This window comes from Pseudomonas sp. MF6394, from assembly GCF_002018845.1.
Classification (GTDB): domain Bacteria; phylum Pseudomonadota; class Gammaproteobacteria; order Pseudomonadales; family Pseudomonadaceae; genus Aquipseudomonas; species Aquipseudomonas lactis.
Window position 1 is genome coordinate 63,015 of the sequence record NZ_MVOJ01000020.1, and the last position, 15,286, is coordinate 78,300.

11 protein-coding genes and 2 tRNA genes are annotated in these 15,286 nt (G+C 60.5%); 4 read left to right on the forward strand and 9 right to left on the reverse strand.

Features of this window, described 5'->3' with window-relative positions; translation table 11 throughout:
- Positions 1-75 precede the first annotated feature (75 nt).
- The 8 genes from MF6394_RS20060 to rnr all read right to left on the reverse strand — a co-directional run bounded on the left by MF6394_RS20060 (position 76) and on the right by rnr (position 9,854).
- On the reverse strand, positions 76-2,379 hold the full coding sequence (locus MF6394_RS20060) for a YgiQ family radical SAM protein (RefSeq protein ID WP_003188080.1): 2,304 nt from the start codon (positions 2,377-2,379) through the stop codon (positions 76-78).
- A gap of 184 nt (positions 2,380-2,563) precedes the next feature.
- A complete protein-coding gene (gene dnaB / locus MF6394_RS20065; RefSeq protein WP_003188079.1) occupies positions 2,564-3,961 on the reverse strand; it encodes a replicative DNA helicase in 1,398 nt (465 codons plus the stop codon).
- Positions 3,962-4,071: 110 nt separating this feature from the next.
- A complete protein-coding gene (rplI, locus tag MF6394_RS20070) occupies positions 4,072-4,518 on the reverse strand; it encodes a 50S ribosomal protein L9 (protein WP_003171376.1) in 447 nt (148 codons plus the stop codon).
- Positions 4,519-4,536: 18 nt separating this feature from the next.
- Positions 4,537-5,430 (reverse strand): hypothetical protein, encoded by an 894-nt coding sequence (locus MF6394_RS20075; RefSeq protein ID WP_078467384.1) that lies wholly within the window; start codon positions 5,428-5,430, stop codon positions 4,537-4,539.
- A gap of 36 nt (positions 5,431-5,466) precedes the next feature.
- Complete coding sequence (rpsR, locus tag MF6394_RS20080) at positions 5,467-5,697, reverse strand: 30S ribosomal protein S18 (RefSeq protein WP_002551829.1); 231 nt, start codon at positions 5,695-5,697, stop codon at positions 5,467-5,469.
- 29 nt (positions 5,698-5,726) lie between these two features.
- Complete coding sequence (rpsF, locus tag MF6394_RS20085) at positions 5,727-6,143, reverse strand: 30S ribosomal protein S6 (RefSeq protein ID WP_034134759.1); 417 nt, start codon at positions 6,141-6,143, stop codon at positions 5,727-5,729.
- Positions 6,144-6,468: 325 nt separating this feature from the next.
- Positions 6,469-7,230 (reverse strand): 23S rRNA (guanosine(2251)-2'-O)-methyltransferase RlmB, encoded by a 762-nt coding sequence (rlmB, locus tag MF6394_RS20090; RefSeq protein ID WP_003188074.1) that lies wholly within the window; start codon positions 7,228-7,230, stop codon positions 6,469-6,471.
- The gene (gene rnr, locus MF6394_RS20095; protein ID WP_044270999.1) at positions 7,227-9,854 is read right to left on the reverse strand and encodes a ribonuclease R; all 2,628 of its coding nucleotides are present in this window, start codon (positions 9,852-9,854) and stop codon (positions 7,227-7,229) included. The genes rlmB and rnr overlap by 4 nt, the downstream gene beginning before the upstream one ends.
- A 224-nt stretch (positions 9,855-10,078) precedes the next feature.
- Between rnr and MF6394_RS20100 the strand changes: the two genes are divergently transcribed.
- The 4 genes from MF6394_RS20100 (at position 10,079) to MF6394_RS20115 (ending at position 13,130) form a co-directional block, all read left to right on the forward strand.
- Positions 10,079-10,165 (forward strand) — tRNA-Leu (locus MF6394_RS20100).
- Between the two features lie 154 nt (positions 10,166-10,319).
- Positions 10,320-10,406, forward strand: a tRNA-Leu gene (locus MF6394_RS20105).
- A gap of 145 nt (positions 10,407-10,551) precedes the next feature.
- The gene (locus MF6394_RS20110) at positions 10,552-11,577 is read left to right on the forward strand and encodes an extracellular solute-binding protein (RefSeq protein WP_003188071.1); all 1,026 of its coding nucleotides are present in this window, start codon (positions 10,552-10,554) and stop codon (positions 11,575-11,577) included.
- Positions 11,577-13,130 (forward strand): ABC transporter permease, encoded by a 1,554-nt coding sequence (locus MF6394_RS20115; protein ID WP_078467385.1) that lies wholly within the window; start codon positions 11,577-11,579, stop codon positions 13,128-13,130. Before MF6394_RS20110 ends, MF6394_RS20115 begins: the two co-directional genes overlap by 1 nt.
- 93 nt (positions 13,131-13,223) lie before the next feature.
- On the opposite strand, the gene MF6394_RS20120 is transcribed toward MF6394_RS20115, so the two are convergent.
- Positions 13,224-15,158, reverse strand: coding sequence for a methyl-accepting chemotaxis protein (locus tag MF6394_RS20120; protein ID WP_078467386.1), 1,935 nt, complete (start codon positions 15,156-15,158; stop codon positions 13,224-13,226).
- Positions 15,159-15,286 lie beyond the last annotated feature (128 nt).

Consider the following 15,286-nt stretch of genomic DNA (forward strand, 5'->3'; position numbering starts at 1 on the left):
TTACCAAACAGACTCACCACCGACCAGAAAGCAAAACGCCAGCACGAGGCTGGCGTTTTGCATTTCAGGCGTCGATCAACGCGGCACTACCGGCTTGCGCGTAGGCTTGCCGCCCTTGCCCTTGGCCGCATCACTGCGCTCTTTGGCCGCCTGCTTGTTGCGCGCCTGGGCCGCAGCCTTGGCTTGTTCGCGCTTGTCCCACGGGTTGCTGCCGTCGCTGCCACGGGGTGGCAGGCCGGTGTGCTGGGTGAGGATCTTGGTGGTGGTTTCCTTGGCGACCTTATGGCTGCCGGCCGGCGTCGAGTTCTTGCGCCGGGCACTCTGGTAGCTGTCAGTGGACGGCTGGTGCAGCGGGATCAACTGGTCCTTGCCCGACCCGATCAGGTCGGCACGGCCCATGCGGGTCAATGCTTCACGCAGCATCGGCCAGCCCTTCGGGTCGTGGTAACGCAGGAACGCCTTGTGCAGGCGGCGCTGCTCCTCGCTCTTGACGATGGTCACCGCGTCGCTCTTGTAGGTGACCTTGCGCAGCGGGTTCTTGCCCGAGTGGTACATCGCCGTGGCGGTGGCCATCGGCGACGGGTAGAACGCCTGCACCTGGTCGGCGCGAAAGCCATTGCCCTTGAGCCACAGGGCCAGGTTCATCATGTCTTCATCGGTGGTGCCGGGGTGGGCAGCGATGAAGTACGGGATCAGGTACTGCTCCTTGCCCGCTTCCTTGGTGTACTTCTCGAACATGCGCTTGAACTTGTCATAGCTGCCAATGCCCGGCTTCATCATCTGGTTGAGCGGACCTTCCTCGGTATGTTCCGGGGCGATCTTGAGGTAGCCACCGACGTGGTGGGTGACCAGCTCTTTGACGTATTCCGGCGACTCGACGGCCAGGTCGTAGCGCAAGCCAGAAGCGATCAGGATCTTCTTCACACCCGGCAACGCACGAGCACTGCGGTACAGCTGGATCAACGACGAGTGGTCGGTGTTCAGATTCGGGCAGATGCCAGGGAACACGCATGATGGCTTACGGCAAGCGGATTCGATCTCCGGGCTCTTGCAGGCAATGCGGTACATGTTGGCGGTCGGGCCGCCGAGGTCGGAGATCACGCCGGTGAAGCCCGGCACTTTGTCGCGGATCTCTTCGATTTCGCGAATGATCGACTCTTCGGACCGGTTCTGGATGATGCGGCCTTCGTGCTCGGTAATCGAGCAGAAGGTGCAGCCGCCGAAGCAGCCACGCATGATGTTCACCGAGAAACGGATCATGTCGTAGGCCGGGATCTTCTCCTTGCCATACGCCGGGTGCGGTACGCGGGCGTAGGGCATGCCGAACACGTAGTCCATTTCTTCGGTGGTCATGGGAATGGGCGGCGGGTTGAACCACACGTCCACTTCACCGTGCTTCTGCACCAGGGCGCGGGCGTTGCCTGGGTTGGTTTCCAGGTGCAACACGCGGTTGGCGTGGGCATAGAGCACCGCGTCGCCGCGGACTTTTTCCACCGAGGGCAGGCGGATCACGGTTTTGTCACGGGTCATGCGCGGGCTGGCCAGGATCTGCACAACCTTGGCTTCTTCCGGGTCATCCACCGGGCCTTTCTCTTGCTCGATGGCGCAGGCCTGGGTGTCCTGGGTATTCACGTACGGGTTGATGATCTTGTCGATCTTGCCCGGACGGTCGATACGCGTGGAGTCCACTTCGTACCAGCCGGCTGGCGTATCACGGCGGATGAACGCGGTACCGCGCACATCGGTGATGTCTTCGATCTTGTGGCCCCACGACAGGCGCTGGGCAACCTCGACGATGGCCCGCTCAGCGTTGCCGTACAGCAGGATATCGGCGGTGGCGTCGATCAGGATCGAGTTGCGCACGCGGTCTTGCCAGTAGTCGTAGTGAGCAATCCGACGCAGGGAAGCTTCGATACCGCCGAGTACGATCGGCACGTTCTTATAGGCTTCCTTGCAACGCTGGCTGTACACCAGGCTCGCACGGTCCGGGCGTTTGCCGGCCATACCGCCAGGGGTGTAGGCGTCGTCGGAGCGGATTTTCTTGTCGGCGGTGTAGCGGTTGATCATCGAGTCCATGTTGCCGGCCGCGACGCCGAAGAACAGGTTCGGCTCGCCGAGCTTCATGAAGTCGTCTTTGGACTGCCAGTTCGGTTGCGCGATGATCCCGACGCGAAAGCCCTGGGACTCCAGCAGCCGGCCGATGATCGCCATGCCGAACGAGGGGTGGTCAACATAGGCATCACCGGTGACGATGATGATGTCGCACGAATCCCAGCCAAGCTGATCCATCTCCTCCCTGCTCATCGGCAGGAATGGCGCAGGACCGAAACATTCGGCCCAGTACTTGGGATAGTCAAATAACGGCTTGGCTGTTTGCATGACGGTGACCGGTGTGAAGATGAAAAATCGCGGGCGCGGAATATAGCACAAAATTTGACCAATTCCGACGGCAGTAGTCGGAATTGTGGTGACCCCATCGCAGGCAAGCCAGCTCCCACAGGGGAATGCATTCCAAAGGTGGGAGCTGGCTTGCCTGCGATGAGGCCCTTACAGGTGCTTGAAACTACTCGTCGTCGTCGAAGTTGTAGCTGCCCGGCGCCAGGTTCTCGAAACGCGTGTACTTGCCGATGAACGCCAACCGGATAAACCCGATCGGGCCGTTCCGCTGCTTGCCGATGATGATTTCGGCAATGCCTTTGTGCTCCGTCTCGGGGTGGTACACCTCGTCGCGGTACACGAACATGATCACGTCGGCGTCCTGCTCGATCGCTCCGGATTCCCGCAAGTCGGAGTTCACCGGGCGCTTGTTGGGACGTTGTTCCAGGGAACGGTTGAGCTGGGACAGCGCCACCACCGGGCAGTTGAATTCCTTGGCCAGGGCTTTCAAGGAGCGGGAGATTTCAGAAATCTCGTTGGTACGGTTGTCGCCGCTGGAACCGGGAATCTGCATCAACTGCAGGTAGTCGATCATGATCAGGGCGATGTCGCCATGCTCACGCACCAGGCGCCGGGTGCGTGCGCGCATTTCGGAAGGGCTGATACCGGCGGTGTCATCGATGAACAGCTTGCGGTCGTTGAGCAGGTTGACCGCCGAGGTCAGGCGCGGCCAGTCGTCGTCTTCCAACTGACCGGAACGCACCTTGGTCTGGTCGATACGGCCCAGGGACGAAAGCATACGCATGATCAGCGATTCCCCTGGCATCTCGAGGGAGTACACCAGCACCGCCTTGTCGCTGCGCAACACGGCGTTTTCCACCAGGTTCATCGCGAAGGTGGTCTTACCCATGGACGGACGGCCGGCGACGATGATCAAGTCGGACGGCTGCAGGCCGCTGGTCTTTTCGTCGAGGTCGGTGTAACCGGTGGAAATCCCGGTAATCGCGGCATCGGTGTTGAACAAGGTGTCGATGCGGTCGATGGCCTTGGTCAGCAGGTCGTTGACGCTGACCGGCCCGCCGGTTTTCGGCCGGGCCTCGGCGATCTGGAAGATCTGGCGCTCGGCTTCGTCAAGGATCTCGGCGGCAGTGCGGCCTTCGGGGTTGAAGGCGCTGTCGGCGATTTCGGTGCTGATGCCGATCAACTGGCGCAACGTGGCGCGCTCGCGGACGATCTGGGCGTAGGCCTTGATGTTGGCGACGGACGGCGTATTTTTTGCCAGCTCACCGAGGTAGCCCAGGCCGCCGACTTGGGAGGTCTGGCCTTCCTTGTCCAACTGCTCGGCCAGGGTGACCACGTCGATCGGCGAGTTCTGGTCGGCCAGCTTGGCGATGGCGCGGAAGATCAAGCGGTGGTCATGGCGATAGAAATCACCGTCCGAGACTTGATCCAGCACGCGTTCCCAGGCGTTGTTGTCCAGCATCAAACCACCGAGCACGGCCTGTTCGGCCTCGATGGAATGCGGCGGCACCTTCAGGGCAGCGGTTTGCAGATCGTATTGCTCAGGAGCGGAGATTTCGTTCATGGCCACTTGGAATTTGGGGTGTGTAGAAAAACAAAAGGCACGACCTGTAAACAGGATCGTGCCCGATGTTAACCGGCTGACACGCGAGGTGCCAGTCAGTTAGGTGCGACTTAAGCTGCTACCACGACAACGCGTACGGTGGCTTCAACTTCAGCGTGCAGGTGCACGGCTACGTCGAATTCGCCTACGTTGCGGATGGTGCCGTTCGGCAGACGAACTTCGCTCTTCTGCACTTCAACGCCGGAGGCGGTCAGTGCATCAGCGATGTCGTGGGTGCCGATCGAACCGAACAGCTTGCCTTCGTCACCAGCGGTGGCAGTGATAGTCACTTCCAGCTCAGCCAGTTGGGCAGCGCGAGTTTCGGCCGACGCTTTTTTGTCTGCTGCGGCTTTTTCCAGCTCAGCACGACGCTCTTCAAACGCAGCCAGGTTGGCAGCGGTTGCAGCGGTGGCTTTGCCGTATGGCAGCAGGTAGTTACGACCGTAGCCGGCCTTAACGTTCACTTTGTCGCCCAGGTTGCCCAGGTTGGCGACTTTTTCCAGAAGGATCAGTTGCATGTGAAAATCCTCTAACTTTTAACCTTCACCGTTCGCGTTATCGGCGTCTTTCGACGCCAGACGACCGCGAAAATCAATCAGGCTGTCAACAATGGCCAAGACCACGAGTAACGGATAGATCAGCTGCATGAACAGCAACAGCGTGACGTACAACCCCACCAGCCAAAACTTGGCCAGTCGCTTTTGCGCAGCAAGCCCATGAATCAGGGCCAGCCCGGCAAACACCAGCGGTACGCTGCAAATCGGCGCCAGCAAGGCCATCTGTGGGCCGAAGTTCGGCCCGACAACCATGCACGCCAGCAGCAACATCGCCGGCCCCGCTGGGATTCTGATACTGCGAAACTCGCGACCAAAACCACCCGGGTTGTACAACAACGCCTGCCAATAACGCCCAAGAATCAGGCTCAGCACGCTGACGACCTGCAACAAAGCCGCAATCAGGCCGGTCAGGACCGGAGCAATCAGTGACGCAAACCGCGCTCGCTCATCTACCGACAACTGCTGGTAGAGATCCCCGAGGGCCAACGGCAGGATCTTGACGATCTCCTGCGCCAGCGCCTCGATTTGCGGGCGGAAAGCCGCGCCAAGCATCACTGAGTACACCAACCCCAATGCCACGCTGACCAGCAGCGTACGGACCCAGGACTCACTTGCGCGCAAAACCAACGCAAGGCTCGATGACCCCAGCAGTACCAGAAGTACCCGTGGATCACCCATTTGCAGCCACCAGATCAAGGCCGGCAACAAACCCAGGGCAAGAACGCCAAGGGCGTCCTTCAAACCGCGCCGCAGCAGCACAAGGCAACCTGCGGCAGCACCCAACCAATAAAGCAACGGCAATGCCGCACATCCAGCCACTACCAGAGTGGCCTGCACGCGACCGCGCATGATGAACTCAGCTAAGGCGCGCATGCATTCAATCCCTTACTACTTGTCGACTGCCCGGTCTCAGCGGCCGTGGCTGTCGGTGTAGGCCAGCAGGGCCAGGAAGCGGGCGCGCTTGATAGCGGTGGCCAGCTGACGCTGATAACGTGCTTTGGTACCGGTGATACGGCTTGGAACGATTTTGCCGGTCTCGGATACGTAAGCTTTCAGAGTGTTGAGATCTTTGTAATCGATCTCTTTCACGTCTTCAGCGGTGAAACGGCAGAATTTACGACGACGGAAGAAACGTGCCATTTGATAGGCTCCTTAATAAGGTCCGTGGATTACTCGTCAGCGTTATCGCTGTTGTCGCTGTCTTCAACGCTATCATCAGCGCCTTCTTCAGGACGGTCGCGACGCTCACGGCGCTCACTGCGGTTTTCTTCAGCCTTGAGCATCTCGGATTGGCCGGTAACGGCTTCTTCGCGACGGATGACCAGGTTACGGATCACTGCATCGTTGTAACGGAAGTTGTCTTCCAGCTCGGCCAGGGCCTTGCCAGTGCACTCAACGTTCAGCATCACGTAGTGAGCCTTGTGAACATTGTTGATTGCGTAGGCCAGTTGACGACGGCCCCAATCTTCCAGACGGTGGATTTTGCCGCCGTCTTCTTCGATCAGCTTGGTGTAACGCTCAACCATGCCGCCGACTTGCTCGCTTTGATCCGGGTGGACCAAAAAGATGATTTCGTAATGACGCATGAATGCTCCTTACGGGTTGTAGCCTGCCGCTCAAAAACGGTCAGACAAGGAGTGAATGACACTTATGGATCTTGCCGTAGGGGAGGCACATCGGTGCCTGCCAGGAAGGCAAGGGGCGCAATTGTAGAGAAGGGGGAGAAGCGGCGCAAGGCAATTGGTGATTATTTGAACAACCCCAAGCACCACAAACAAAAAATGTAGGAGCGAGCTTGCTCGCGAAAAACTCACAGACACCGCGTTCATTCAGGAAGCGCGCGTTATCGTTGACGTTTTTCGCGAGCAAGCTCGCTCCTACATCAGGATTGGGACAAGCCCCACATTGCAATTACTTCTTGGGCTTGGCCTTAGCCTTGGCACCACGCTGACGCTGGGCCTCGAACAGGCAAACACCCGTCGCCACCGACACGTTCAGGCTGCTGACGCTACCGGCCATCGGCAGGTGCACCAGGTAATCGCAATGTTCACGGGTCAGGCGACGCATGCCTTTGCCTTCGGCACCCATGATCAGGATGGTAGGGCCGGTGAGGTCCTGGTCATAGATACTGACCTCGGCCTCCCCCGCCGTGCCCACGACCCACAGGCCGCGTTGCTGGAGCTTCTCCAGGGTACGCGCCAGGTTGGTCACGGCCACCAGCGGAATCACTTCCGCCGCGCCGCAGGCGACCTTACGCACCACCGGCGTCAGGGTCGCGGACTTGTCCTTGGGCACGATCACCGCCAGCGCACCGGCAGCATCCGCCGAACGCAGGCAAGCGCCGAGGTTGTGCGGGTCGGTCACGCCGTCCAGCACCAAGAGCAACGGTGCGCCTTCGGTACGGTCGAGCAGCTCGTCGAGCATCGCCTCGCCCCACACCTGGCTCGGGCTGACGTCGGCCACCACGCCCTGGTGAACGCCTTCGACCCACACGTCCATTTCACGACGTTCGGCCTGGCCGATGGCAACCTTGTTTTGCGTAGCCAACTCGACCAGCGCCTGTACGCGCGGCTCGCTGCGACCTTCGGCCAACCACACCTGCTTGACGCGCTTGGGATGGTGACGCAGCAATGCTTCTACGGCGTGTACGCCGTAGATTTTTTCCAGACTCATGACTTGGCCTTAGGTTTGCGCGACCCGCCGCTTTTTGCGGGAGCCGAACCCGCTTTTGGCGGGCCTTTACGGTGTTTACTTGGCTTGCTCGACGGTTTTTCCGCCCCTTGGGACTTTCCCCCAGACGCCGCTTTACCACCGCTTTTGGCTTCGTTGAGCAACTGCTGCTTCAACTCGCGGCTCTTGCGCAGCTCGGCGTTTTTCGCCGCGGCGTCGCTTGGGCGGTAGGCTTCAGGGGCCTTGTCCTTGGCGGAAGAACGACGACCGGCCTTGGCAGGTGCAGGCTCGGCCGTGGTTTTCGCCGCGGCCGTTTTGCCTTTGGACGCAGGCGCTGTGGTTTCACCACGCTTTTTGCGACCCGCAGGCTCAGCCGGTTTGTCAGGCATGCCGAAGTCGATCTTGCGCTCGTCCAGATCAACGCGCATGACCTGCACTTCAACGGTATCGCCCAGGCGGAAGCTGCGACCGGTGCGCTCGCCCGCCAGGCGGTGGTGCACAGGATCGAAGTGGTAATAGTCACCCGGCAAGGCGGTGACGTGCACCAAGCCCTCGACATAGATGTCGGTCAGCTCGACGAACAGGCCAAAACCAGTCACGGCGGTGATCACACCCGGGAACGACTCGCCCACACGATCCTTCATGAACTCGCACTTAAGCCAGTTCACCACGTCGCGGGTGGCTTCGTCGGCGCGGCGCTCGCTCATGGAGCACTGCTCGCCCAGTTGTTCCAGGGCCGCTTCGTCGTACGGATAGATCCGTGCTTTCGGAATGGTCATGGCACCGGCGCGCTTGACGTGCGGGGTGTTCTGCTTGGAATGGATCACGCTGCGGATCGCCCGGTGCGTGAGCAAGTCCGGGTAACGGCGAATCGGCGATGTGAAGTGGGTGTACGCCTCATAATTCAGGCCGAAGTGGCCCTGGTTATCGGCGCTGTACACCGCCTGGCTCAGCGAGCGCAGCATCACGGTCTGGATCACGTGGTAATCCGGGCGGTCCTTGATGCTGGCCAGCAGGGCCTGGTAATCCTTCGGCGTCGGGCCGTCCTTGCCTTTGTGCAGGGACAGGCCGAGTTCGCCGAGGAAGGCACGCAGTTTTTCCAGGCGCTCCGGCGGCGGGCCGTCGTGCACACGGTACAACGCAGGAATCTCGTGCTTCTTGAGGAACTCGGCAGTGGCCACGTTGGCCGCCAGCATGCATTCCTCGATCAGCTTGTGCGCGTCGTTACGGGTGGTCGGGGTGATCGCCGCAATCTTGCGCTCGGAGCCGAAGACAATCCGGGTTTCCTGGGTTTCAAAATCGATCGCGCCACGGGTATGGCGAGCGCCCAGCAACACCTTGTACAGCGAGTAAAGCTGCTTGAGGTGCGGTACCACGCCAGCGTATTCGGTACGCAGGGCCTTGGCTTCGCTGGTCTTCGGTGTTTCCAGGATGGTGCTGACCTTGTTGTAGGTCAGGCGCGCCTGGGAGTGGATCACCGCCTCAAAGAACTGGTAGTCGGTCATTTCGCCGGTTTTGGAGATGGTCATCTCGCACACCATGGCCAAACGGTCGACTTTCGGGTTCAGGGAGCACAGGCCGTTGGACAACTGCTCAGGCAGCATCGGGATCACGCGCTCAGGGAAGTACACGGAGTTGCCGCGCACCTGGGCTTCGTTATCCAGGGCCGAACCGATCTTCACGTAGCTGGAGACGTCGGCAATCGCCACGTACAACTTCCAACCGCCAGAGAACAGGCGCAGCTTGCCTGGCTTGGCTTCGCAGTAGACCGCATCGTCGAAGTCGCGGGCATCTTCGCCGTCAATAGTGACGAACGGCAGATGGCGTAGGTCGATGCGTTTTTCTTTGTCTTTCTCTTCGACTTCCGGCTTGAGCTTGGCGGCTTCTTTGAGCACAGCCTCAGGCCAGACGTGAGGAATATCGTAGGTGCGCAAGGCAACGTCGATTTCCATGCCCGGCGCCATGTAGTTGCCGACCACTTCAACGATATCGCCCTGGGGCTGGAAGCGCGCAGTAGGCCAGTGGGTGATTTTCACCTCGACGAACTGGCCGACCTTGGCTGCGCCATTGCGGCCCGGGGTGATCAGCACTTCCTGCTGGACCTTCGGGTTATCCGGCACTACGAAGCCGATGCCGCCTTCTTCGAAGTAACGGCCGACGATGGACTCGTGGGCACGGGACACCACTTCGACGATCACGCCTTCGCGGCGGCCACGGCGATCCAGGCCAGAAACCCGCGCCAGGGCACGGTCGCCATCGAACACCAGGCGCATTTGCGCCGGGCTCATGAACAGGTCGTCGCTGCCGTCGTCCGGGATCAGGAAGCCGAAGCCATCACGGTGGCCGGCAATGCGACCCAGGATCAGGTCCAGCTTGTCGACCGGCGCATAAGTGCCACGACGGGTGTAGATCAACTGAGCATCGCGCTCCATCGCACGCAAACGGCGGCGCAGGGCTTCGAGCTGGTCTTCGGTGGTCAGACCGAATTCTTCAACCAGCTGCTCGCGGCTAGCAGGCGAACCACGATCGGCGAGGTGCGCCAGGATCAGTTCGCGGCTAGGAATAGGGTTTTCATATTTTTCCGCTTCACGAGCGGCCTCGGGATCGAGGGACTGCCAATCGGCCATTAGAGAGTTTTCACCTTGTCTATATGCGGGTTAGTTTGGCATACGCGTATTGAAACGGGAAATTTCAGGTATCAACAAGCGTTTAAAAGCTCTTTGCGACCCCCGGCGCGCACCTTGCACGACCACTGGCGAAATTTTCCAGGCTTTTTTCATGGCAGGGGTTTACAGCTCAAATATCGCTCCGTATAGTGCGCGCCATCGACGACGGCAACGTTGTTGATGCTGCCCAGGTGGTGAAATTGGTAGACACGCCAGCTTCAGGTGCTGGTGATCGCAAGGTCGTGGAAGTTCGAGTCTTCTCCTGGGCACCAAATTCAGATCAAACCCGCGAAAGCGGGTTTTTTCGTTTAAGGCCTTTGATTTTTAACGGAAAAATTGATTTATATTTTTCGAATCAGGGGTTTACAGATCAAAAGCCCCGCCGTATAGTTCGCCCCATCAACAGCGGCAACGTTGTTAGATAATGCCCAGGTGGTGAAATTGGTAGACACGCCAGCTTCAGGTGCTGGTGATCGCAAGGTCGTGGAAGTTCGAGTCTTCTCCTGGGCACCAAATTCAGATCAAACCCGCGAAAGCGGGTTTTTTCGTTTCCGGGGTTTGAAAACTTCCCCAGTGATTCCCCCCCTCATCCGCACTTGAGAAGATTTATCGTTTATCCTTGCAATGATTTGTTGCATATAAGCGAGGAACCCTTCGGATGATGATCCGTGACAACCGACTCAAGACATCCCTTCTGCGCGGCCTGACCCTCACCCTACTCAGCCTGACCCTGCTCTCGCCCGCCGCCCATTCTGCCGACAAGGTCTCCCTGACCTTATACAACGGCCAACACAAAGAAGTCGGCGATGAACTCGCCAAGGCCTTCGAAGCCAAGACCGGCATTCATGTCAACGTGCGCAAAGGCAGCAGCAACCAGTTGGCCAGCCAGGTCGTCGAAGAAGGTGAGCGCTCCCCTGCCGACGTCATCTACACCGAAGAATCACCACCCCTGAACAAGCTCGGCGAACAAGGCCTGTTGGCAAAAATCGATGCCAGCACCCTCGATGTGCTGCCCAAGGATTACGTGGGCAAAAACGGCGACTGGATGGGCGTGACTGCACGCACCCGCGTCGTAGCCTTCAACCCGAAACTGATTGCTGAAAAAGACTTGCCCAAATCGGTGCTGGATTTCGCTGGCCCCGAGTGGCAAGGCAAGGTTGGCTTCGTGCCCACCAGCGGCGCGTTCCAGGAACAAGCCGTGGCGATCATCAAGCTGCACGGTCGCGAAGCCGCCGAAGAGTGGCTGACCGGCCTGCGCGCCTTCGGCAAGGTGTACAGCAACAACATGGTCGCCCTCAAGGCCGTGGAAAACGGCGAAGTGGCCACCGTGTTGGTGAACAACTACTACTGGTTTGCCCTTAAAAAGGAAAAAACCAACCTGGACTCCCAACTGCATTACTTCACCGATGGCGATGCCGGCGGCCTGATCACCGTGTCCTCCGCCGCCGCACTCAAATCCAGCAAGCATCCCAAAGAAGCTCAGCAATTGCTGGCATTCATGGCCAGCGAAGAAGGCCAGCGCGTGATCACCAACACGTCGGCTGAGTACCCGCTGCGCAAGGGCATGGAATCGAACCGGGGCCTCAAGCCATTTAGCGAGTTGCAGCCGCCGAAAGTGACCCCCGCAGACCTGGGTAACGCCGAAGAAGCCCTGGAACTGGAACGTGACGTTGGCCTGAACTGATGAACCCATCGCTTTCCGTCGCGGGGTTCACCCCCCTTCGCAAACGCCCGTCGATCTGGCTGCTGCTGCCCGTGCTGTTGCTGGTTGGCCTGAGCCTGTTGCCGCTCGTCTATGTCGGGCTCAAAACCTGGCAGGCGGGCTGGACGGAGGCGGTGCATCTACTGTGGCGGCCTTATGTGTTCGGGCTGCTGCGCAACACCCTGGCGCTGATGGTCGGCGTGACGCTGGCCTGCGGCGTGATCGGCCTGTCCCTGGCCTGGCTGCTGGAACGCAGCAACCTGCCAGGCCGGCGCCTCTGGGGCGTGATTCTTTGTCTGCCGTTTGCGGTGCCGGCGTTCGTCAGCAGTTTTACCTGGGTGTCGTTGAGCGCCCAGTTCGAGGGGCTCGGCGGCGCGATCCTGGTGATGAGCCTGTCCAAATACCCGCTGGTGTTTCTACCGGTGGCGGCAACGCTGCGCAATCTTGACCCTTCCCTGGAAGAGTCGGCCCGCACGCTGGGGCTCAACCGCTGGGGTGTGTTCTTTCGCATCACCTTGCCGCTGCTGTGGCCATCGCTGCTGGCTGGCTCACTATTGATCGCACTGCACATGCTGGTTGAATTCGGCGCGCTGTCGATCATCGGTTTGCAGACCTTCACCACTGCGATCTATCAGCAGTTCGAACTGGAATTCAGCAATGCCAATGCGGCGATGCTCTCGGCAGTGCTGCTGCTGATGTGCCTGACGCTGCTGTGGCTGGAGCTGCGCGTACGCGGCAAAGGCCGGCATGTGCGCATCGGCCAGGGCGCGGCGCGACACGCCGAGCAGGTTCGGCTGGGCAAGTGGGCGCCATTGGGCCAGGTGTATTGCCTGGCGCTGGCGATCATCGGCAGTGGTATCCCATTGGGCATGCTCGGGTATTGGCTGGCAGTCGGTTCGTCGGCAGCGTTTCCGATGGCCGAGATCGGTGAGGCGCTGCTGTCTTCTCTGGCGCTCTCGCTGGGCGGCGCCGCACTGTGCCTGGTACTGGCCGTGCCGGTGGGGTTGCTGGTGGTGCGCTACAAAGGGCAACTGGCGATCTGGGCTGAACGTTTGCCGTACTTACTGCATGCCCTGCCCGGCCTGGTGATTGCGTTGACCCTGGTGTATTTCGCTCTGCATTACGTGCCAGCGCTGTACCAGACCTCGGCGTTATTGCTGATTGCTTATGCGCTGCTGTTTTTGCCGTTGGCACAGGCGCCGATTCGTACAGCGCTGAACAAGGCGGCACCACAGCTGGAAGAGGCTGCGCGCACATTAGGCGCATCGTCGCTCAGTGCGTTTTGCAGAGTCACCCTGCCGATCATATTCCCGGCATTGGGTGCGGCGTTTGCGTTGGTGTTCCTGGATGCGATGAAGGAACTGACGGCCACGCTGCTGCTGAGCCCGACCGGGTTGAATACCTTGGCGACGGCCGTCTGGGCGCATACCTCGAATGTGGAATTTGCAGCGGCGGCGCCGTATGCAGCGTTGTTGATTCTGGTGTCGGGGTTGCCGGTGTATCTGCTTACGACGCGGATGTATTTGAGCCGCTGAAACCGCTTTCGCGAGCAAGCCCGCTCCCACATTTGGAATGCATTTCAAACTGTGGGAGCGGGCTTGCTCGCGAAGGGGCCCTCCCTGGCAACCTCAAGCCCTGAACTGCCCCAAACTCGCCTTCAACTGCGCCGCCAACCCATCCAGCACCTTGCCACTGGCCGTCGTCTCCACCACCGCCTGCGCCGCACGCTCGGCCTGGGCATGGATCACCTCCACGCGCCCACGCACCGCATGCGCGCCCTGGGCCTGATGCTCAGCCGCGCGCGTCGCCAGGCCAATCGCCGCATGCACCTGCTCCACCGAAGCCTGTACCGTCTGCTGCAAGCGCACGCTGTCGCGCAGCACCAGCAGCCCCTCATTGGCCTGACGCCCGGCCTTGCCGATGGTCTCCACCGCCTCACGCGCGCCCTGTTGCAACGCGACGATATGCGCCTGAATATCGCCCGTGGAGCTTTGAGTCTTGCTGGCCAGCGCCCTCACTTCGTCCGCCACCACCGCAAAGCCACGCCCAGTCTCGCCAGCCCGTGCCGCTTCGATGGCCGCGTTGAGGGCGAGCAGGTTGGTTTGCTCGGCGATGCCGTGAATCACGGTCAACACCACTTCAATCTGTTCGCTTTGCTGCGCCAGCCGTTCGATCACCTGGGAACCGGCCTGCACTTGCCCCGCCAACGCCTCGATCAAGCTGCCGACTTCGGCCGAGGTCCGTGAGTTTTCATCCGCGGCCTGGCGAATATCCACCACCTGCTGCAAAGCCGCCTGCATGGCGTGGCTTTCGGCTTGGGCCTCGTCGGCCATTTGCGACAAGGCGCGCAAACTCTCGGCCACTTCATCACGCTGCAAGCCCGCCGCCGCATCGGCGCCGGCATTGCGCAACGTCATGGCGCCGATTTCCACGCCGGTACGCTGGGCCACGTCGCCCGCCTCCCGCACGATGGGCTGCAACTTATCGACAAAGCGATTGACCGCCGAGGCCATATCGCCGATTTCGTCCTTGCTGTTGATCTGCACGCGCTTGGTGAGGTCGCCCTCGCCGGCCGCCAAGTCATCCATCGCGGCAATCAGCAGCTTCAGGCGATTGACCACGCGCCGGCCCAGCACGATAGCGATCAGCAGCAACACCCCAAGCCCCACCAGTGCCAGGCCCATGCCGATGCGCCAGCGCAGGGTGCCCGCCGCGTCTTGCACGGCGCTGGCGGTGTTGGCCGTCATTTGCGTGGCAGTGGCTTGCGCCGATTGCAGCCGGGCGCCCATGGCGCTGGCGCTGTCAGCTGCGGCGCCCTTGAGGCTGTCGCCCACCAGTTGGTCACCGCTGGCGATCAGCGCGGCAAAGCGCTTATCCAAGGCTTGCAGGTCGGCCTCAACCGCTGCGGTCGACACACCCATGCGCACCTTGCCGATTTCCACACCGTTGGGGCTGATAGAGGCTTCGACGTAATACACGGACGGGTCTGTCTTGGCCGCGTCCAGCACCTTATCCAGGGCGCGCTCCCCTGCGCCCTTTGCCAGCAGGGCCTGGTTGATCGGGTTTTCGCGGTTCAGGTATCGGGTCAGGTGCTCGCCTGCGGCGTCGTCGTACACCACGAACAGCACATTGGGGTTGCGCTGGGCCCGGCGGGCAAACTCTGAAAGGGTCGGTACGTCACTGTCCCACATGGCACGGGGCGCGACCGACGCTAGCAGTTGCGCCATGTCATTGGCGGAGTCCTGCAGGTCTTTTTCCAACGTCGCACGCAATTGCTTTTGCTCTTCCTGCAAGCGCGTGGAAAGCCCTGCTGTCAGTCGCTGGCGCGTGCTGGCGGACAGGCTGTCCAGACTGGAGGTGACTTCCTTTCCAGCCTGAGCCAGTTCGCCAGACAACTTCTGGCTATCAATGCCCAAGCGATTGCCCAAATCGGCTTCCAGCGCCGTCACCGTGCTCCGCGTCAGCGCGACGGCCACCAACACTTGCACCAAAAGAGCGATACCAAGGGTAACGAACACCGGCCGCAATAGACGGCTTTGTAACAACGAGAGAACGGCAGACACTGGAAATCCCTCCACCACGGGTGCCACTAATTTGATAGCACCTCGAAAGAGGGAAACACAGCAAGGGTCGTGCCGCTTGCCGGGCAGAAACGACAAAGGGCTCCCTAAGGAGCCCTTTGCCTGTTACA

Bases quoted from the DNA above. Each gene is read 5' to 3' on its own strand.
- MF6394_RS20075 (WP_078467384.1), bottom strand. From the start codon at position 5,430: ATGCGCGCCTTAGCTGAGTTCATCATGCGCGGTCGCGTGCAGGCCACT.
- dnaB (WP_003188079.1), bottom strand. From the start codon at position 3,961: ATGAACGAAATCTCCGCTCCTGAGCAATACGATCTGCAAACCGCTGCC.
- rpsR (WP_002551829.1), bottom strand. From the start codon at position 5,697: ATGGCACGTTTCTTCCGTCGTCGTAAATTCTGCCGTTTCACCGCTGAA.
- rnr (WP_044270999.1), bottom strand. From the start codon at position 9,854: ATGGCCGATTGGCAGTCCCTCGATCCCGAGGCCGCTCGTGAAGCGGAA.
- rlmB (WP_003188074.1), bottom strand. From the start codon at position 7,230: ATGAGTCTGGAAAAAATCTACGGCGTACACGCCGTAGAAGCATTGCTG.
- rpsF (WP_034134759.1), bottom strand. From the start codon at position 6,143: ATGCGTCATTACGAAATCATCTTTTTGGTCCACCCGGATCAAAGCGAG.
- rplI (WP_003171376.1), bottom strand. From the start codon at position 4,518: ATGCAACTGATCCTTCTGGAAAAAGTCGCCAACCTGGGCAACCTGGGC.
- MF6394_RS20110 (WP_003188071.1), top strand. From the start codon at position 10,552: ATGATGATCCGTGACAACCGACTCAAGACATCCCTTCTGCGCGGCCTG.
- MF6394_RS20115 (WP_078467385.1), top strand. From the start codon at position 11,577: ATGAACCCATCGCTTTCCGTCGCGGGGTTCACCCCCCTTCGCAAACGC.
- MF6394_RS20060 (WP_003188080.1), bottom strand. From the start codon at position 2,379: ATGCAAACAGCCAAGCCGTTATTTGACTATCCCAAGTACTGGGCCGAA.